The following is an 18,298-nucleotide window of genomic DNA, read 5'->3' as shown; positions in this document are numbered from 1 at the left end:
CTGAAGGGTGCTGGGCTGGCGATCACCGGATGAGTTCGAAGCCGGTTACCATCAACTGGTTCCAGCCGGAACCAGATAATCCGCTCTCCGCCTCAGCGGGGGAACCTCAAAGGATCAGCGACTGCGCCGGACCGTGCGTGCCGAGCACCGACGTCGGCGACGGTGCGGCGAGCTGACATGGCGAAGGCCTCCGGGCGATCTGCGTGCTGCCAAGTGCATACAGTCCGTCCGGAGGTCTTCGCCAGTTACCGTAGCGCTGCGTTGTCGCAGTTGGGAGGGCTGTAGGTCCTTGTTTGTCGGTGACCGGGTACCACCGCTGCGTTGGTGATGGCGCATCGCAGCGCCGATGGTAAGTACCTGGTGTACACGAGCAAGTGGGCCACCCAATCGGATGGCGTGCGGGTATGCGGCAACGCATGTACACCGCACGCCCGTCAACGGAGCTGATCGCGTCGCCTATCTGGTGTGGCGGCGGTGGAGCCCGGAGGGGGCAGCTGGCGGGTTCGATGTGGGATCGTGAAGTGGCCACGGCAAATCAGTTCTATTGGTGGCTCTGCGGATGGGCCACCCTGCGGGGCCCGCCGTCACCGGCTTCTTCGTCCCAACGTCGTGGCGCGCTGCGGACTACCTCGAAGCCTCCCTGGAGCAGAATGACAGACTGTGGCGCAAAGGAATTCGGAAGGAGCTCGGGGATGCACGAATCGGTTTCCCGGCTGAGGGGGATCATGGCGCCGTCACCGCTGCCCGAAGCGGTGCCGCCGCCGTGGGACGACATCGAATCGGCCTGTGGGGTCCGGCTGCCGTCGGACTATCGGGATTTCATCGACTACTACGGCAACGGCAGGGTCGGTGAGCTGTATGTGCTGTATCCGGCGTCGCGCCGGATCAACGGTGAGGTTCGGCTCACGTCGCTGATCGACAATGCCCGAGATCTGGTTGCCAACGAGGTTTTCGACTACGACGACGACGGCAATCCGCTCGCCGGTTATCCGGAGCCGGGTGGCCTGCTGCAATGGGGTGGCAGTACCAACGGCGACATGTTCTTCTGGGTCACCGAAGGTGAGGATCCCGACGGTTGGACGGTGCTCGCGCATCTCCACGGCCCCGGGATCTGGGCCCGGTACGACGGTAACATGGCCGACTTCCTGACCGGACTCGTGACCGGTGAATACCGTTATGCCCGTTCGGTACTCGGCTCGCTTGTCGGTCACGCGCGGTGGACGATGATCAGCGATTGGGGACACCGCTACGGCGGGCCGCCGCGTGCTTCCCTCCACGGCGGCGATGATCGGGCCGGTGTGCAGGTGAGCGCGGGTTCACCGCTGCCGTGGGACCGCGTCGACATTTCGGGTGGTGATCAGGACGTCTTCGGGCGGACCGGCGAAGTCGTTCCGCTGATTGCCGACGACGCTGCGACGACGATCCGGCTCGGTGGCGGCGGTCTCGCGCCCGGCATCGCGTATCTGCTGTTCGCGTGGGCCAGCACGGACGAGGACGCCGAGGCCGATCTGCTCGAAATAGTGTGTGACGGCGCGGTTGTCGCACGCGGAGCACCGTCGGACTCGCCACGGTCGCGCATGGTGGAGGCCCGGATCCTCGTCGCCGCGAATGCGCCGGATGCGGTGGTGCAGATCCGTGTCCGCAGCGAGAAGCCCGCGGTGACGTTACGCACCTTCTACTTGACGATCGGTGGGACACTGGGGAATTGACCGGCGTCAGGCGTCCGCCGGTTCGTCGATGCCGAGTTTGCGGACCAGGGCAGGTTCGCACCTCGTCGACCGAGCGGAGCAGCGACCTCGATGCGGCGATGGACGCGTTCATGAACCGTACGAGCGAGTTGCAACGGGATTTTCGATACGGCGGAAACGATTCGATCAACCCGTGACGCCGATCCGCTCGGACCTACAGAACGTCGACAGGACGTCGCGGAAACACTGGTGTCGAGGGCAACCTTTGGCAGGCCGATCACAGCCCCGCCAATCGCGCAGGAATCCCACCGCCGGTCGGTATCTCGGCTGCTGACAGCAACGCCGCCGAGCACTGGCACCTCGTCGGCGGCCGACCCTACCGCACGGCGGGTTCGGCGAGAGGTCCGAGGAGTAAAAGGTAGACCGACGGCCGATCGATATCGCCGTAGCGATTGAACGGCCGTCGGGCAGGAGGCATCGACCAGCCCAAACCCCATCCGGCAGGTGCTGATCGGGGTGCAGCTCTGCCCGGGGATCGAGTTCCAGGTTGGCTGTTGGGAAACCCAGTTCGCGACCGCGTTGGTCGCCGCGAACGACACGGCCTCGAATGACTCGAACATCGGGCTGCTCCGCGGCGTCCGCCGCAGCATTCCCGACGGGTCTCACCAGGACAGCAGGACGACTGTGCCGAACGTGGCTGCCAGGATCGGGCATAACAGAATTCTCCTCATCTTCGTCGGATGAATGGTCGTGGTCGGCAATCTGCGACAAGGAGACGAATGCCGCGCAGGGGCGTCGAAGCTACTTCGAGACGCTGGGCACGGACCGTGCTATCCGGGCCCAGCGTCTGGAGGCGGGGCACGCGCGAAGAGACGTTATGAATTCGGCTCCACGCACCTACTGCCAAAATCAGGAAGCAGTGCTTTTGGTCGGCAGGGCGATTCGGGGCGCGACTTCCTTGACGAACATCTCGAGCGATTGGAACCAAGGCGCCGGGTCGTCATAGTAGTCGTGGGATTCGATCTGCAATGTACCCCAGCCGCCTGTGGCCTCGAACAGTCGGTTGATCTTCTCGACGACGGTATCCGGCGAGCCCACCACGAATACGTTGTCGATCACCCACTCGAGATCGACGTCCGCCCGGTCGGCGCCGACGTCCTTGATGAATCCGTCCATCATTCCGAATCGCCACCAGATGGGAATGAGGTAGCGCTCGAAGCAGTGACCGATCGGCCCCTCCATGACCAATCGCTTCGCCTCCTTGTCCGTGTCGGCGACAAAGACCGTCTGCGAAACGTGGTAGCGGGAACGGTCGGGTGTGTGGCCGTTCTTGATCGCGGCTTCGGAGTAGGTTTCCCAGTGTGTCTTGAGAGCGTCGAGGCCCGAGTAGATCGACACCGGCCGGAATCCGCGTTCGCCGGCGAACCGCATGGACGGAGAGTTGAAGCTGAAGCCGGTTACCGCGATTTCCGGCCGGCCGCCCCACGGAGTGTAATCGGCGAGCATGTGCTGGTGATCGCCATCTGTTGCCGCCTCCTCCTCGGGGTAGCCGGCGTTCCAGAACCTTCCCTCGTAGAAGAAGGGCTCGCGCTTCCAGATCTTTTCCATGATCTCGAGGGATTCGCGCACCATCTCATTGAGGAACTTGGTGTCGGAGCCGTTCTTGATGCCGTGGATGTAGGAAGCCAGTGGGTATGCTCCCGCGCCGATGCCCAGGAAGTATCGGCCCTCGAGGATATTCGACAACCAGCCGATCATGACAGCCAGTTTGGCGGGATGCTGGTGGGGCAGCAGGTGCGCCATCGGGGCGAAATTGATTCGCTCCGTTTCCCTGGCGGCCGCGGCGATGATCAGTTCGGGATTGGGAATGTTTTCCCACCGCTGCGAAGCGTGTTCGGACAGCATGATCGAGGTGAAGCCCGCCTGATCGGCGGCGATCGAACTCTGCACGCACCAGTCGAAGGTCTGTCGCGCCGTCCGTTCCGGTCGCATGTACGGATGAACGATCAATCCGGTGTCCATTACTTGCACTCACCTTTCCTATTTTCTATACACTCGATCGAGTATTTGTAGTACTGTCTGTGGCGTCACGAGACGAAGGTCTCGAAAGCGTGATGGGTGTCCATATACTCCTTGACGTGAAGTATCTTTCCGTCGCAGATTTGAAAGAGAAAGTGATATTGATTGCTATAGATTCTGCCGTCGGTGAGCTCGGCGAACGAATCCGCTTCAACCGCGACCTTATCTCCCTGCGCTATGGCGGCTGTGGGTGTGATCTTCAGTGCCCCCTGCTTGTAGGCGTCCTTGACGCCTCGAATCAGTTCACCAAAAGCGTTCTTGTCGTAGTTTCCCGACAAGCCTTCGATTCCGCCGGCGACCCAGTAGACTGCTTGGTCTGATAGGAGTTCGAGAAGAGTGTCGACATCTCCGGTCGAGAATGCTTCGGCAAACCGGTTGGTGATTTCGATGTTCTGCTCAGGCGTGGTCACGGCTACCTCGATCGAGTGTGAAGAGATGTTTTTCCTGGAATGTGGGGAGATTGACGTCATAGTGTTTGGGCGACGCTCGAAACGACCTTTTCCGCCCCCGGGTGTATGCGATGTGATCCGCTACATTCCCGTCGCTCGCTGTGGTACCCATCACTGTGCTCCGGTCGATGTCGGTGAGAAACCGTGGTCGCGCGTGATTCACCACGTGGTCTTTTCCGGACAACGACACGTAGCGCCACCACCTGGGAATATCGGCGTTCTTTTGCCCGAGGGCGATCTCGATCGGGTAGTGACTGGCAGAACTTGACCCCCTTGTGTGCAAACAGCACCATGGAGTTGGTGAGCGGGACCACACCTGCGGGTGCGATGGCGTCGCTCCGGAGAGGACCGAGTGAATACTGACGAGTGGCGCGAGGTGCATGATCTGCATCACCAAGGTATGTCGATCAAGGCGATCGCAGCCCATCTCGGGATGTCGCGAAATACGGTTCGTCGCGCGCTGACTTTCGCGCAACCACCACAGGACCATCGTCCCCGGCGTGGTTCCTCAGCCGATGAATTGGCCCCCGCAGTGGCTTCTCTACTCGACGAGGATCCGGAGATCAGCATCGCAGAGATCCAACGCAGGGTAGGTTGGAGTCGATCGCGAAACACCCTTGCGAAACTTGTGCATCGTCTGCGCGAGGATCTCTCATCCTCGCCGGAGTCGTTCGAAGGCAAACCATTTGCTACGCCCCAAATCCCTACCTTCGCGACCAGCTTCATCGGGAGAGACCGCGAGCTGACCGCTCTGCGGACATTGCTGGGCGAAAAACGACTCATCACCATCAGCGGGCCGGGCGGTATCGGCAAGACCCGGCTGGCCGTAGAGGCGGCATCCGAGTTTCGGCGCGCTTTTCCCGACGGGGTCCGATTCGTAGAGATCGCCTCGTTGCATTCACCGACCCTGATGCCCCAGACTGTGGTCGACGGCCTGGGGATCGCGTCGCGCGATCGGCCGGAGCAATCCACCGATGATGTCGTCATCGAGTTCTTACGGCACAAGCAGATCTTGATCGTGCTCGACAACTGTGAACACATGATCGATGCTTGCGCACGGTTGGTCTCGAAAATATTGCGGTATACCACTCGGGCGACAATCGTGGTGACCAGTCGGGAAACCCTGTCGATACCGGAGGAGCATGTCTTCGCTGTGCCCTCCCTGCCTACGATCAGGGAGGAAAGTGCGCGGGCGGTCGGCGCTGCCATGGAGCTGTTCGAAAATCGGGCGGCCGCAGTCCTTTCCGGTTTCGCCATCACCGAAAGCAATAACGAGGTGGTTCGCCGGATATGCACGCAGCTGGACGGTATCCCACTGGCCATCGAGCTTGCCTGCGCCCGATTGACAGCACTGTCCGTGCAGGACCTGGCCGATCGTCTCGACCATCGGCTGGATATTCTCACCGTCGGCAATCGTGGGGGACCGACCCGCCATCAAAGCTTGCAGGCTACAGTCGACTGGAGCTATGAACTGTGCACCCCGAATCAGCAACAGTTGTGGGCGCGACTGTCCGTTTTCGCCGGAGTATTCGATCTGTCGATGGCCGAGCAGGTTTGCGGCGACGACGACGTCGTACCTGGGGAAATCCTCGATGCGATCGCCGGGTTGGTAAGTAAATCGGTGCTACGGCGTGAGGAGAGCCTCGGGCGGGTGCGGTTCCGCATGCTGGAGACGATCCGTGAATACGGTGCCGGCAAACTCACTAGCGCCGATGCGGAAAAGATGCGCACTCGCCACCTCCGCTGGTGCAGTGATCTGGTTCGGGCAGCCAGCGAGGCATGGACCGGTCATGAGCAGCAAGCCGCGGCGGATTCGCTGCGCGGCAATCGTGCGAACCTCCGCCTCGCGCTACAAACGGCATTCTCGAATCCGACGCCGCAGATGATCGACGCCGCTGCCGAAATCGCGTCGACCTGGTTTTTGTGGTCGTCCGCGTTCTCGGTGCGGGAGCATCGGTTGTGGCTGACGCGGATCGCGGAAATCGACCGGGCGCCGAGCGTCAGGCGGTCCCGGGTGCTGGCCACGCTCGGTATCGTGCTGACGATGCAGGGCGACCGCGCCGCGGCCAACGAGGCCCTTGATGAGGCGTTGCTGCTCGCCGGTCCGCGCCATGACGAGGCAACCGTTGCATTCGCTACGCAGTCGAAGGGCCTGTGCACCTACCTGGGCGGTGAATTCGAGTCGGCCCAGAACTTGTTGCTCGACGCGTTGCATCGCTACGAGCATCTTCCGGGGCGAACCGACTTGCTGTGGACGCTGCACATTGAGATGGGCATGTTCTACAGCTCGACATTGGATACGGCACGCGCGATCGAGCATTTCGACTTCGTGAGGCACCAGGCCGAACAGTCCCGCGAGCGTTGGATGCTGTCCTACGCCATCTACGGGTCCGGACTGGTTGCTCTGGTCAATGAGCAGTACACAGACGCATTGCGGTACGCACTCGAAAGTTTAACTCTGAAAAGAGCTTTCGATGACGTGGTCGGGACGACCCTGGTGACCGACCTGCTGGGTTGGGCCGAGGCGGCGGCCGGTTCTGCCGAACGGTCCGCGGTATTGATCGGCGCCGCCTCCGAGCTGTGGAGCTCGTTCGGGATGCAACTTTACGGATCGGCACACTGGGTGCAGCTACGTGCCCGGTTCGAATCCAGCGCACTCGCGGCGATCGGGGACAGACGTTATCTCGACTGTCAGCGCCGCGGTGCGGCTATGTCGCTTCCCGACCTGGTCGAATACGCACTCGATGAGCTCGGGCAGAACGTCGTCGAGGGCGAGTCGAAGCCAGTGGTGACTTCGACTCTGACACAACGAGAGTCGGAGGTTGCCCGATTGGTGGCGCAGGGGTTGTCCAACAAGGAGATCGCGGCCCGCTTGGTGATTTCACACCGGACCGTCGAGGGACATGTCGAACGCGTCTTGCGCAAGCTCGGCCTGATCCGTCGTCATCAGATTGCGACAGCCCTCGGATAGGCGGCTCGATATCGACGTTTTACGTTGCCGTTGATCGTGGGCTCGAGCCGCCGATGGCCACGGACCGGTGCAGTCCACGGCCATCGGCGGCTCGCAGGATAGGTGCGGCGACTACTGTGCGATCATGCCGGCATCGACGACGTGTTCGGCGCCAGTGATGTACGAGGACTCGTCCGAAGCGAGGAACAGCGCCAGGTTTGTCACCTCGCCGGGGTCCGCGATCCGTCCGAGAGGAATCTGCGCCAGCGCGTCGCCGCCCTCTTCATTGGTCGCTTCCACCATCATCGGGGTTTGGATGAAACCCGGATGGATGGAATTGACCCGAATATTGTGTTTGCCGTATTCGACGGCCGTTGCTTTGGTCATACCACGAACTGCGAATTTACTTGCGACATAAGCCAAGCTGGGGAAACCGTAGTTTGCGACGATCCCAGCGATGGACGAAATATTGACGATGGACCCCTGCCCCGCGCGGAGCATCGAGGGGAGGACGGCCTTCATTCCGAAGAATTGAGCATGTTGGTTGATCGCGCAAACTGACAGGTAGTCTTCTTCGCTCAGATCTGCGGTGGTGTTGATGGGGCCCAGCACGCCTGCGTTGTTCACCAGAATGTTGACAGGCCCGAATGTCTTCTCTACTTCGTCTACGACCGACGTCCATTCGGAGAATTTGGTCACGTCATGCCGAATGAACACAGCATTCTTGCCGATATCCTTCGCCAGGGCTGCGCCCGACTCCTGGTTGAGGTCGGTCAGTGCTACCCGTGCACCTTCCTCGGCGAATCGCCGGGCGTGCGAAGCCCCCATTCCTCTCGCTGCGCCCGATACGATGGCAACTTTGCCATTCAATCGTCCCATTTCGGGTTCCTTCCTGATTTCAATTTTCAAGGATTTCGTTCGAACCAGGTGTCGCCGGGTCGTGCCTGTGACCGGGATCAGACCAGGGTTCCGTCCGGTGCTTTGGTGCTGAATCGTGGGGCAACCTCTTCGGCGAAACGGGCGAGCTCGTCGTTGTTTCGCTCGGGGTCCAGATGTCCCTGGCCGAACATGAGGAAGCATTCATTGAAACCGAGGCGGTCGTGTGCCTGCTCGATCTGGCGTGAAATATCGTCCGCAGTACCGATGAGTACGTTCGGGAATTGCTGGCCGTGGGGGATGAACCATTTGTCCCAGAACCAGCGGTGTTCAGCTTCCAAAGCAGCAGCCTGTTCCTTGTCGTCGGTCAGGATCAGGAACCCGCCCCATGCGCCGATCTCCTCGCGTGGCACGTCGCGACCGGCTTCCGCGGCGGTGCGCGCATACCGGTTCCACAGGGCTTCGCAGAAATCGAGGTCGGTAGCGAATACAACCTGCTTGCCGCCCTCTCGCGCCCACATGTCCACGGTCCGCATGCTGTATGCGAAAGCGCCGTAGATCTTCGGATGCGGATTCTGGAAAGGCCGGGGTGCGATTCCGATCTCTCGCACGATTCCGTCCTCATCCATGCCTTTGCCGAACTCGGCATATCCTGGATGTCCGGCGGAACCGCCGTTGGGCGGGAACTCCCAATGCTTACCCTTGTGGCTGAATATTTCGTTGTTCCACGCCTTTTTTACGATCTGAACGGATTCTTCGAAAATCTCACGGTTGATCGCGTCTTGCTCATTCTTGGCTTTTGCATGCATGACGTTCGTTGCGCCGACCCCGCGTACGGCAGCGTATGAGTCCACCCAGCGAGCGTGGTACCCCCGGGTGAAACCGACTATCAGTCGGCCACCCAGCATGTGATCGAGGGTTGCGATTTCTTCGGCGACCCGGACCGGATTATGAGTCGGCAGAACGTAGCCGAGGATCCCTGCGCTCATGCGTTTGGCATGCGCACCGACGAACAACCCCCACATGCCCGGGTGGTTGGTGATCTCGAAACCTTCGATCTGGAGGTGGTGCTCAGGGGAGCAATAACTGGCGTACCCGAGCTCGTCGGCAAGTTGAACGTACCCCTTCACCTCCTCCAGGTATCGTTGATAGAGGTCTGCGCGTTGGCCCGCCATGCCTGCTTCCAGTTCTCGACGCCGACCGATGACGCCCGTCTGCATCAAATGGAACTTCACGTATGGACACTCCTTTTCTATAGGCTGGCCAACAGACATACCGATGACCGTCAAGGATTGCGGCGGATGCTCGAATCAAGCTTTTGCCAGTTGACGGAAACGGCTTCCGTGGAATATGAGGGGCTCTCGGTCGTCAGCGACATGTAGGGCATGAACGGCCAGTAGCACAATCGTGTGGTCGCCCGCCTCCACCTCTCGATGCACAGCGCATTCCAACGCCGCCGCTGCTTCGTTGATGAAAACTGCGCCACTCGCGGTGGCGCTCCATTCAACAGCGGCGAATCGGTCACCTGTTTTTTGCGAGAGCGCTCGGCAGGCCTGGTTGTGATGCTCTGCCAGGACGCTGACTCCGAGCCTGCTCAGCTCGCGAAGCAGGGGCCAGGTGGTCGAGCTGTTCTGGATGCACACCGACACAAGGCCCGGATGGATCGACACCGAGGTGAATGAACTCGCGGCCATGCCGACGGGTTCGGAGCCATCGAGGGCGCAGACTGCGGTGACGCCGCTGGGAAAACAGCCGTACGCCTGGCGCAGCCGTTTCTGATCCCCGACGTTGGGTTCGAGATCGACCATGGACGTCTCTTCTCTGAGTTGGAGCAGGTCCGGTCCGGGGCGGAGGTAGGGGCCCTCCGATGTCCGCGACGTCCCTACAAGCTATCTACGCTAATGTTGATAGTCAACACTGATGTAGATGACGGACCGGGTCAGTAGCCATGGGCAGGGCGTATGCTTCGAGGTATCGGCGGTTCTTCCTTCGGACAACCGCAACGTCACTGTTGACGCAACCCTGGCGAGAGGCCCGGCGCGCCGACGCCGGGAGTTGTGGCCAGGGTGTCGGGAGTGGGCGCGCAGTGTCGGAAGTTGCCGGCAGCGTCCCTGCGAACCCGCTCCGAACTCGGAGAAGAGGCGTTCATGGTCGATCTCGAACCCGGTCTCGGGATCAGCCGGCAAGAATGCAACAGCGACGCCCCGTGCTCGAATATGCTTCGGGCGCAGGGCGTTTCGCTGCGTTGATCGAACTCTACCGCGCGAATACCGGCGTTCGGTCCGGAAGGTCTAGGGCTGATGATTCATTGCACCGGTGAAGAACAGTGCGCTGAAGGCGTCAGCGGTCTGTTTGGCATCCACCCGTCGCGGTCCTGGCTTCATCCACCGGTGTGTCCAGTTGATCATGCCGAACAGGGCCTTGGCCATGAGCGCTATTGGCACGTCGTCGCGGAACAAGCCGTCAGCGACGCCTTGGTCCAGTATGTCGGAGACGGCCTTCTCGAACCGTTTGGTCTTGCGTAACATGTCCTTGGCCCACGGTGTGGACTGGAACTCCAGCTTAGCCATGTCTTCCTGGATGTAGAGGTAGACATATGGGTAATTGCTTTCGTAGGAGAGCAATTGGAGTTCGATCAGACGACGCAACTTTTCCGCGGCGTCGACGTCGAGTGCCAGTACCTGATCGGCTGCGTCGAGATTCTCATCGAGAACGCCGCTGACCACCTCGTGAAACAGCGCTTGGAAGACTTCCTGCTTGCTCGCGAAGTAGTAGTAGATCGTCGCTCGGTCGGTACCGAATCGTTCCGCGATGTCGTTCAGTGTGGCGGCGTCGTAGCCCTTCTCCTGAAAGACATCGGCCGCCGCTTGCAGCAACTCGCGGCGCTTCGCCTGATAGCCGGGGCTGCTCTCATTGCGCGCGGTTCGCCGGCGCTGATTCATGCCACTGTTGGTGGTCGGTCGAGTTCTGGGCATCTATGGGATGTTACGCGTACCTGGGCGAGATCTCCATCAACGTTGATGTTAATCAACGATGACATTGACGCGGCAGGACGTGTCGGACAGTAGATCAGGTCAGGTCACAGGGCTGGGTCGATCACCGCTTTGACGACCGTTCCGGAACGTATGGCGTCCAGGGCGGCGCTCGCGTCTTCCAGGGCGAAGCGGTGAGTGACGAGGGCGGACAAGGGTACGGTGTCCTGGCAGCGTGCCACCAGTTGCACAGTTCCGTAATAATGTTTGGGCTTGGGGAATGTGGCTCCGACGATGTGGGCGTTCTTGGTGGTGAGTAGTCGCGGCTGAATTGCGCTCTCGCCCATGGCGCCCCACAAACCGAGGACGACGTAGCGGCCGTGCTGGCCGATCAGATTTACGCCCTCCGGAAAAGCGTCCAGCACGCCGGCCGCCTCGACGACGAGGTCGGGGCCGCTGGGGCCGGTGAGACCGTAGATATCGTTGAAACGTTGCTCCGAAGAGGACCCGGTCAGCGAAATCGTGGCTGTGGCACCCAGGCTTCTCGCGATCGCCAGTCGCGTATCGCTCGCATCGATCACGATGATCTCTGCCGCACCGGATAGCGATGCGACCAGCACCGCCGACAAACCCACCGGGCCCGCACCTTGGACCACCACGGTTTGATTGCACTGGATCCCGCCGGCCTGTTCGAATCCGCGCAATGCCGTCGGCAATGCGCATCCGAGTGCGGCGAGGGCCTCCGGTTCCACATGGTCCGGTACCCGATAAAACGCCATACCCGGGGGTAACCATGCGTAGTCCGCGTAGCTGCCCCAGTTGGGTTTGTCGGCCCGTTCGAAGAATTGAGAATTCTCGCAGGGCGTATTGTCGAGGACGGTGCAGGAATAGCACCTGTGGCACAGGGCAATGGGCGCCCAGTAGACCAGGTCTCCTACTTCCACCGGTGCGCCTGCGCAGTCGGTTGTTATATCTGCGCCCAGTTTTTCGATCCTGCCGACGCCTTCGTGTCCGAGGATGATCGGGAACGGCATCTCGCCGGCATCACCACTGACGATATGGGAATCGCTTCCGCACACCCCGCCGACGACGATTCGGACGAGAACTCCCGTCGGCGCCGGATCGTAAATATCGACGTCCCATGTCTCGACACTATTGGGAGCGGCGAGTACGACGGCGCGGGCGACAGGCATGAGGTGGCCTACTTTCTCGAGATGGACAGCTTGTTCGCCAACCGGACGTCAGGCTGCTGTGTCAACGTATACGTGGACGCATATCAACGCAAGAGTTGATTTTCGGCCCCTGGGATCGCTGTGGCATGGCCGGAAGCGGTTGATCGGCGCTGAGGCCCACGCCCGCCTCCGCCGCGCCTGATCTATGTCTACGTTGATGTTGACAAGATGGTCGATATTTGCGACCCTCGTCACACTGCAGATGCAGTCACCGCAGGAATCGAGGTCAGCGATGGATCATCGGACGCCGTCTGTTCGGCGAGTTCGTTCGACATCGGTGCGGGTGGCCGGTTGTCTCAACCGGCATGTCCCCGCAAAGGACGGGCGCCGCCCGTCGAGGCTCGGCGGGGAACGATGTCGTGGTCGCCGTGCGATGCCGTGACGTGATCAACGTCAACGTGGTAGTGGGCGGCATCCGGGGCGCATCGTCCGGCCGGCTCTGAGGTTCAGCGGACGCGCTGAACGTTCGTGACAAAGTTGTCGAATCATGGGAGAAATCAAAAGATGGAATGCGGTATCTTTCACACCCCTTACATGCGTCCCGGACGCAGGGATAAGGACACCTTCGAGTACTCGCTGATGCTGGCTGCCGCCGCCGACAAGTTCGGTTACCGCGATTTCATGGTCGGTGAGCACGGTATGCAGGCATGGGAGAACATTCCCAATCCGGAGCTGCTGATCGTTGCTGCGGCACAGATCACCGAACGCATGCGGTTCGCGCCGATGGCGCATATCGTGCCGCTGCACAACCCGTCCACGTTGGCGATTCAGATCGGCTACACCTCGCAGTTGCTCGAAGAGCGCTACTTCCTCGGAGTCGGCGCAGGATCGTGGGAGAACGAAGCGGTCCTGCGAGGGCAGCCGGGCGATCTGTCGGAAGCCCACCCGCGGCTCATGGAGGGTTTGGAGGTGATGGACAAGGTGTGGCGTCAGGAGCCGTTCGACTTCGACGGCAAGTACTACAAAGCGGCACGCCTCGACAGTCAGATCGATCCCGGCAGCGTTGCCTCCCACGGAAAGTTCGAGGTGAAGGAAGGGGAGGAGTATCACCTGACCGCCGATCATTCGCCCTACGGCGGCGCCGACGGTCTCGAGATCGCCGTCACCGGCCTCAGCAAGAACTCCCCGTCACATCGGCTGGCCGGTGAGCGTGGATGGACACCGATCTCCTTCTACGGCGGATCGCAATTGCTGAAATCCCAGTGGGATACCTACTCGCAAGCGTGCAGCTCGGTCGGTGCCACCCCGCAAGGGGGACGATTCAAGATCGCGCGGGACGTGTTCGTCGCCAGGACCGACGAAGAGGCGAAGGAAAAGGCCAAGAACGGCGCGCTCGGTCATGCGTGGCAGAAGTATCTGATGCCGGTTTACCAGAAGTACCGGATCCTGCAGGGTTTCATCGACGATGCGGACCGCAAGGTCGACATCGCCGATGTCGACCTGGATTACCTGGCGGACCACGTCTGGCTCTGCGGTAGCCCGGAAACGGTGATCGCGAAGATCGAGAAGACGTTCGAACTCGCCGGGTTCCGGTACGGCCAGCTGGCGGTCAACACTCACGACGCCATGGACGATCCCGAGCCGTGGGTCGAGTCGCTGCGCTTGTTCGCCGCTGAAGTCGTGCCGCATGTCGAGGTGGAGGGCACGCACGAGACGGTGGCCGTCAGCTGACGAAACCGTGCCCGGTAGCCGGCCGGGTCGCACGGAAAGTTCTACCGTGTGACCCGGCCGGAAGCCGGGCACAAAGGTGATGGATCAAAATGAAAGAACTCGGGAAATCAGGTGCATTGATTTCCCGAGTTCCTTTATGTCGGCGTCTCACCGTTCCGCGCTGACCACGCAGGTAACCGGTTCGGTAGCAAGGGTACTCAGCGGACTCCGCGATGTGCCGGTGCAGCGGACGAGATGCTCAGAGTTTCGCGGATGGCAGTGGCCCCGGCGCCTAGATCTATCGCATTCTTCAAATGCAGCGCGAAACCCGGCAGGTACCGATGAGTAGGGGCGGAGTCGACCGCGAGCGAGACGAGCTCCTTGGTCACCGCCCGCAGCGATCGCGTCTTCCACGGCACCGCGCAATAATCGAAAAACGCCGAGAACGTCGCCGGAGACATTCTGACCAGTGCATCGAGAAAGCCCGGGAGTACCTGTTCCATCCGCTGCCAGTATGGGTCATTCCCCACATAGTGATCCCAGAGCCGTTGGCGGTGCTCGTCCAGTGGTTCGATGCGTCCGTCCAGTCGTCGTCGGACCGTGTCGGACAGTTGCCTCGTGGATTCGAACAGGGTGTGGACGCCGAGTCCCGAGACGACGGTCAACGTCTCCTGGATCTGCTCGGCGGTGACGCCCAGATCGAGGGCCTCCTCGATGAACCGGCCGACGCCGTCGACATCCATCGACGTGACCGCCGACCGCACTGCGATGTGAATGAGCACGCGGGTCTCGGCATCGAGCGGTGGGCCGTCGGCCACATCGGAAAGCATGCTCTCGGCTATGTCGCGTAGGTTGTCCAGGTCGACGCCCCGCGATTCAGCATTGGCGCTCATCGGGCGATGCTCAGCGGCGGTGCGGTCAGCCGGGCACGCAATTCGCGCTTGTTGATCTTGGTGGCCGACATCGGCCAGTTGCCCGGTTCGACGAAGAACACTGCGCGCGGGATCTTGTAGCGGCTGATCTTGCCCTCACAGAACGCAATCAACTCCTTCTCGGTCAGGGTTGCGCCCGAACGGGTCTCGACGAATGCCACCGGCACTTCGTCGAGGCGATCGTCGGGCCGGCCCACGATCGCCGCGGTCAACACCGCCGGATGTTCGCACAGGAATGACTCGACCTCGATTGCCGCCACGTTCTCGCCGCCGACTTTGAGCATGTCCTTGAGTCGTCCGTGGAAAACCAGGCAGCCCGAATCGGTGCGGCTGTACAGGTCGCCGGTTCGCAGCCAGCCGTCGCTGTCGAATGCCTCAGCGGTTTTGACTGGATCCTTGTAATATCCGTCGGTGACGCAATAACCGCGGATCAGAATTTCCCCCGGAACCCCCACGGGCTGCTCGGTGCCGGTTTCTGGGTCCACGATACGTATCTGCATCCCCGGCGCCGGTTTCCCTTGCGCGCCGCTGCGGTCCTCGAAGGTTTCGTCCGGCTCGCTGAGAGCGTAGATTCCCGCCGTTTCGGTCATCCCGCAGGCCGCTACCAGCTCGGCGTCCGGAAACAGGTTCTGAACCTGTGTGATGAGAACGCGTGGACCGATCAGGAACAGATACCGCAGTGAATCCAGTCGTCCCGCATCGAAGTCGGGATGGGCGAGTATGGACTGCATCGGGGCCGGGAACCATGGCCAGGCAACGGTCACGTGCTCGGCCGCCATCAGGTCGATCGCACGCCCCGCATCGAAGTAGATATCGGTGAGGTACGTACCGCCGGCGCCTATCGCGCCGATCAGGGGAGCGAGGGCGGCGATGTGGAAGAGCGGGCCACCGGCCCAGCTGATGTGCCCCCGGTCGGCGACGAGGCGGCTCGTGGCGCGCTCGACGGGGCCTCGCGTCATTGCCTCGTGCGTCATCATGCAACCACGCGGATTGGCTGTGGTGCCCGAGGTGTACATGATCGCAGCGATATCACGGATCCGGATGCGGCGCCGAAGTCGGTGCACAACATCGTCCGAGATCGATGCCGCTGCCGTGTCGAACCGTGTGCGAGAGATGAACCCCGGTTTTCCGTCGCCACGCAGGAGTATGGCCTGGCGCAGACGTGGAGCCTCGGCAAGATCGAGCTCGCCCGAGCCGGCCTCGGCAAGTGTCGGCAGGGCTCGGCAGAGCACATCGGCGAAGTCGACGTAGTCATCGGCGCCCGACACCGTCAGCAAGGCAGCGCAGTCGGCATTCTCGATGATGTACCCGAGTTCGTGTGCCTTGTGCCTGGCGCTGATCGGCACGACAACGCATCCGATCAGGGCGGCTCCGAAGAAGCCCTCGACGAACTCGATACCGTTCGGCGCCAGGAGAGCGACGTGGTCTCCCTGCTCCACTCCGCAAGCAATCAATCCGCGCGCCACCCGGAGTGAGCGTTCGAGCAGTTCGGCGTAGGTGTATCGCGCGTGCGGCAAGACAAGGACATCACGCTCGGGGTGCCGATGCGCACCCCGGACGAGCAGATCTCCCAATGGCGCCACTTCGCACCAGTCGTGATCGTTGATCATGTGGTCCTCAAATGCTCGAATGCCGACAGTGATCCAGCCGCCGAAATGCCGTGACGGCATACCTGAGAACCGGTGCACCACGCGGGGAACACTGATTCGACGCTAAGCGACCCGCATCACACTGTCAACGTTGAAGTTGATTCACGCCGGCGGTGAACGTACCGCTCAGCGCAACGATGCCGGTTCGGCGCCCGATATGCCGAACCAGCATCGAGTCTCCGCTGTGACTCAGCGGCCACTCCATTGCGCGGCCCGCTTCTCGGCGAACGCGGCGCGTCCCTCGTGCCGGTCCTGGCTGGACGCGTACGCCTCGATGGGCTCGTATCGAGTTGCCAGTGCAACCTCCAGCGGCCATCCGGCGCGTGACAGCACGGCATCCTTGGCGGCCTGCACTGCCAGTGGTGATGCCGAGGCAATCCGGTCTGCCCACGACATCGCGGTCTCGAGCAGTTTCTCGTAGGGCACGACTCCGTTGACCAGCCCGTACCGCTCGGCCTGTGCGGCGTCGATGCGGTCCCCGGTGAGGATCAATGCCATGGCGATGTGGTGCGGAAGCTGCCGGATCGCGCGGTGCATGATGCCGGCCTCGCCGATGATGCCCACCTTCGTCTCCGGGATGCCGAACTGGGCGTTGTCCGCGGCGACGATGATGTCGGCGCACATGGCCAGCTCGAATCCGCCACCGATGGCGTAACCCTGCACCGCGGCCACCAGCGGCTTACGCAGTGTGAGCATGGGGCCCCCGACGCCGGTCAGCCCGCCGCCCAACGCCATTCGCCGACCGTCACCCTCGGCGCCGCCGCTGACGTTGGCTCCCGCGCAGAACGCTTTCTCGCCGGTCGCCCCGAGGACCGCGACCCAGATGTCCGGGTTGGTGTTGATCTCGGTCCAACTCTCGAACAGAGCCTGATCCATTTCGGGATCGATCGAGTTGAGGGCTTTGGGGCGGTCGAGCGTCACACGTGCGACGTGTCCGTCCGTTTCGAACAGTATGCCGCTACTCACGGTGCATCCTTTCGGGATTGTTCAGGGGTGGCGAGCGGTGTGCGATACGCCGCGACCGCCGCTTTCAGTCCGACTTCGGCGACGAATGCGCGGACCTCGGCCACGGATGGGGACAGATGCAGGAGTGCGTCCATCTCCGCGCCGCCCTGCGCCGCGGTTCGGACGCCCATGGCCTCCATCGACTTGTTGATCGAGAGTTTCTTGATTCTGAGGATGTCCGAGGGGGTGCGCGCCATCCGGGCCGCGAGGTCCTCGGTGACGGAGACCAGATCCTTCTCCGGTACCGCGTGATTGGCCCAGCCCCATTCGACCGCCGTCGTGCCATCGATCGCGTTGCCGGGAACGAAGGCCAGTTCCTTCGCGCGTTTGGGGCCGACCAGAGGCGCCCAGAGCGGAGCGATATATCCGCCACCGAGTGGGATCGCGGGCTCGCCGATCCGTGCGTCCTCGGCTACCAGAGTGATGTCGGCGAAGACGCACATCTGGGTGGCCCCCGCGATGCAGTAACCGTGTACCGCGGCGATCACCGGCTTCGGGTGGTCCCAGATGGCGAGGTAACGATTCACGTTGCGCGCCAACCGTTCCCGATCGGCGACTGGATCGGGAACGGAGACGACCTTGCCTACCTGTCCGATGTCGTAGCCGGCCGAAAAGCCTTTTCCCGCACCGCGAATCCCGACGATCGGGCCTCCGCCGGTCGCGAGCGCATCCAGGGCATCGCTGAATTCGTCCAGCAATTCATTCGAGAGCGCGTTGGCGCTGCCGGGGCGGTCGAGCACGATCCAGCTGACCGGGCCGTTGTGTTCGATTCGCAGATTCTGGTACCGGTTTTCGGTCGACGTGGCGGTCACCGTT

The 18,298-nt window shown here is 61.9% G+C and carries 16 protein-coding genes; 4 read left to right on the top strand and 12 right to left on the bottom strand.

Annotated features, from left to right (window positions below; all coding sequences use genetic code 11):
• Positions 1 to 692: 692 nt before the first annotated feature.
• Positions 693 to 1,709 (top strand): SMI1/KNR4 family protein, encoded by a 1,017-nt coding sequence (locus K7711_RS28285; RefSeq protein ID WP_222972483.1) that lies wholly within the window; start codon positions 693 to 695, stop codon positions 1,707 to 1,709.
• A 165-nt stretch (positions 1,710 to 1,874) separates the two neighbouring features.
• Here the strand turns inward: K7711_RS28285 and K7711_RS28280 are convergent, their stop codons facing one another.
• Positions 1,875 to 2,255 carry a riboflavin kinase gene (locus tag K7711_RS28280; protein WP_235747942.1) on the bottom strand — a complete coding sequence of 127 codons (381 nt, stop codon included), beginning with the start codon at positions 2,253 to 2,255 and terminating at the stop codon, positions 1,875 to 1,877.
• Between K7711_RS28280 and K7711_RS47870 the strand changes: the two genes are divergently transcribed.
• Complete coding sequence (locus K7711_RS47870; RefSeq protein ID WP_235747949.1) at positions 2,193 to 2,432, top strand: hypothetical protein; 240 nt, start codon at positions 2,193 to 2,195, stop codon at positions 2,430 to 2,432. The genes K7711_RS28280 and K7711_RS47870 overlap by 63 nt on opposite strands.
• A gap of 165 nt (positions 2,433 to 2,597) precedes the next feature.
• On the opposite strand, the gene K7711_RS28275 is transcribed toward K7711_RS47870, so the two are convergent.
• Entirely contained in the window at positions 2,598 to 3,710 is a 1,113-nt protein-coding gene (locus tag K7711_RS28275; protein ID WP_222972482.1) for an LLM class flavin-dependent oxidoreductase, read from the bottom strand.
• Between the two features lie 65 nt (positions 3,711 to 3,775).
• Positions 3,776 to 4,177 (bottom strand): nuclear transport factor 2 family protein, encoded by a 402-nt coding sequence (locus K7711_RS28270; protein WP_222972481.1) that lies wholly within the window; start codon positions 4,175 to 4,177, stop codon positions 3,776 to 3,778.
• Positions 4,178 to 4,568: 391 nt separating this feature from the next.
• On the opposite strand from K7711_RS28270, the gene K7711_RS28265 reads away from it, so the two are divergent.
• The gene (locus tag K7711_RS28265; RefSeq protein WP_222972480.1) at positions 4,569 to 7,187 is read left to right on the top strand and encodes a LuxR C-terminal-related transcriptional regulator; all 2,619 of its coding nucleotides are present in this window, start codon (positions 4,569 to 4,571) and stop codon (positions 7,185 to 7,187) included.
• Between the two features lie 111 nt (positions 7,188 to 7,298).
• Here K7711_RS28265 and K7711_RS28260 read toward each other — a convergent pair whose 3' ends face one another.
• From K7711_RS28260 to K7711_RS28240, 5 genes are all read right to left on the bottom strand, one after another.
• A complete protein-coding gene (locus tag K7711_RS28260; protein WP_222972479.1) occupies positions 7,299 to 8,045 on the bottom strand; it encodes an SDR family NAD(P)-dependent oxidoreductase in 747 nt (248 codons plus the stop codon).
• 77 nt (positions 8,046 to 8,122) lie between these two features.
• The gene (locus tag K7711_RS28255) at positions 8,123 to 9,277 is read right to left on the bottom strand and encodes an LLM class flavin-dependent oxidoreductase (RefSeq protein WP_222972478.1); all 1,155 of its coding nucleotides are present in this window, start codon (positions 9,275 to 9,277) and stop codon (positions 8,123 to 8,125) included.
• A 75-nt stretch (positions 9,278 to 9,352) separates the two neighbouring features.
• Complete coding sequence (locus K7711_RS28250; protein ID WP_222972477.1) at positions 9,353 to 9,850, bottom strand: flavin reductase family protein; 498 nt, start codon at positions 9,848 to 9,850, stop codon at positions 9,353 to 9,355.
• Between the two features lie 483 nt (positions 9,851 to 10,333).
• On the bottom strand, positions 10,334 to 11,017 hold the full coding sequence (locus K7711_RS28245) for a TetR/AcrR family transcriptional regulator (protein WP_235747881.1): 684 nt from the start codon (positions 11,015 to 11,017) through the stop codon (positions 10,334 to 10,336).
• Positions 11,018 to 11,121: 104 nt separating this feature from the next.
• Complete coding sequence (locus K7711_RS28240; protein ID WP_222972476.1) at positions 11,122 to 12,207, bottom strand: zinc-binding dehydrogenase; 1,086 nt, start codon at positions 12,205 to 12,207, stop codon at positions 11,122 to 11,124.
• A 543-nt stretch (positions 12,208 to 12,750) separates the two neighbouring features.
• Here K7711_RS28240 and K7711_RS28235 point away from each other — a divergent pair.
• Positions 12,751 to 13,917, top strand: coding sequence for an LLM class flavin-dependent oxidoreductase (locus K7711_RS28235; RefSeq protein WP_222972475.1), 1,167 nt, complete (start codon positions 12,751 to 12,753; stop codon positions 13,915 to 13,917).
• Positions 13,918 to 14,114: 197 nt separating this feature from the next.
• Here the strand turns inward: K7711_RS28235 and K7711_RS28230 are convergent, their stop codons facing one another.
• The 4 genes from K7711_RS28230 to K7711_RS28215 all read right to left on the bottom strand — a co-directional run bounded on the left by K7711_RS28230 (position 14,115) and on the right by K7711_RS28215 (position 18,294).
• Positions 14,115 to 14,789 carry a carboxymuconolactone decarboxylase family protein gene (locus K7711_RS28230; RefSeq protein WP_222972474.1) on the bottom strand — a complete coding sequence of 225 codons (675 nt, stop codon included), beginning with the start codon at positions 14,787 to 14,789 and terminating at the stop codon, positions 14,115 to 14,117.
• A complete protein-coding gene (locus tag K7711_RS28225; protein WP_222972473.1) occupies positions 14,786 to 16,438 on the bottom strand; it encodes a class I adenylate-forming enzyme family protein in 1,653 nt (550 codons plus the stop codon). Before K7711_RS28225 ends, K7711_RS28230 begins: the two co-directional genes overlap by 4 nt.
• Positions 16,439 to 16,666: 228 nt before the next feature.
• Complete coding sequence (locus tag K7711_RS28220; protein ID WP_222972472.1) at positions 16,667 to 17,443, bottom strand: enoyl-CoA hydratase-related protein; 777 nt, start codon at positions 17,441 to 17,443, stop codon at positions 16,667 to 16,669.
• Entirely contained in the window at positions 17,440 to 18,294 is an 855-nt protein-coding gene (locus K7711_RS28215) for an enoyl-CoA hydratase-related protein (protein WP_308014981.1), read from the bottom strand. The genes K7711_RS28220 and K7711_RS28215 overlap by 4 nt, the downstream gene beginning before the upstream one ends.
• Positions 18,295 to 18,298: the final 4 nt, after the last annotated feature.

Source organism: Nocardia coffeae, from assembly GCF_019890715.1.
GTDB classification, from domain to species: Bacteria; Actinomycetota; Actinomycetes; order Mycobacteriales; family Mycobacteriaceae; genus Nocardia; species Nocardia jiangxiensis.
This window is presented reverse-complemented; position numbering and strand designations above follow the sequence as displayed.

Coding starts and splice junctions, on each gene's coding strand:
- K7711_RS28245 (WP_235747881.1), bottom strand. CDS start 11,017: ATGCCCAGAACTCGACCGACCACCAACAGTGGCATGAATCAGCGCCGG.
- K7711_RS28260 (WP_222972479.1), bottom strand. CDS start 8,045: ATGGGACGATTGAATGGCAAAGTTGCCATCGTATCGGGCGCAGCGAGA.
- K7711_RS28235 (WP_222972475.1), top strand. CDS start 12,751: ATGGAATGCGGTATCTTTCACACCCCTTACATGCGTCCCGGACGCAGG.
- K7711_RS28285 (WP_222972483.1), top strand. CDS start 693: ATGCACGAATCGGTTTCCCGGCTGAGGGGGATCATGGCGCCGTCACCG.
- K7711_RS28250 (WP_222972477.1), bottom strand. CDS start 9,850: ATGGTCGATCTCGAACCCAACGTCGGGGATCAGAAACGGCTGCGCCAG.
- K7711_RS28225 (WP_222972473.1), bottom strand. CDS start 16,438: ATGATCAACGATCACGACTGGTGCGAAGTGGCGCCATTGGGAGATCTG.
- K7711_RS28275 (WP_222972482.1), bottom strand. CDS start 3,710: ATGGACACCGGATTGATCGTTCATCCGTACATGCGACCGGAACGGACG.
- K7711_RS28240 (WP_222972476.1), bottom strand. CDS start 12,207: ATGCCTGTCGCCCGCGCCGTCGTACTCGCCGCTCCCAATAGTGTCGAG.
- K7711_RS28230 (WP_222972474.1), bottom strand. CDS start 14,789: ATGAGCGCCAATGCTGAATCGCGGGGCGTCGACCTGGACAACCTACGC.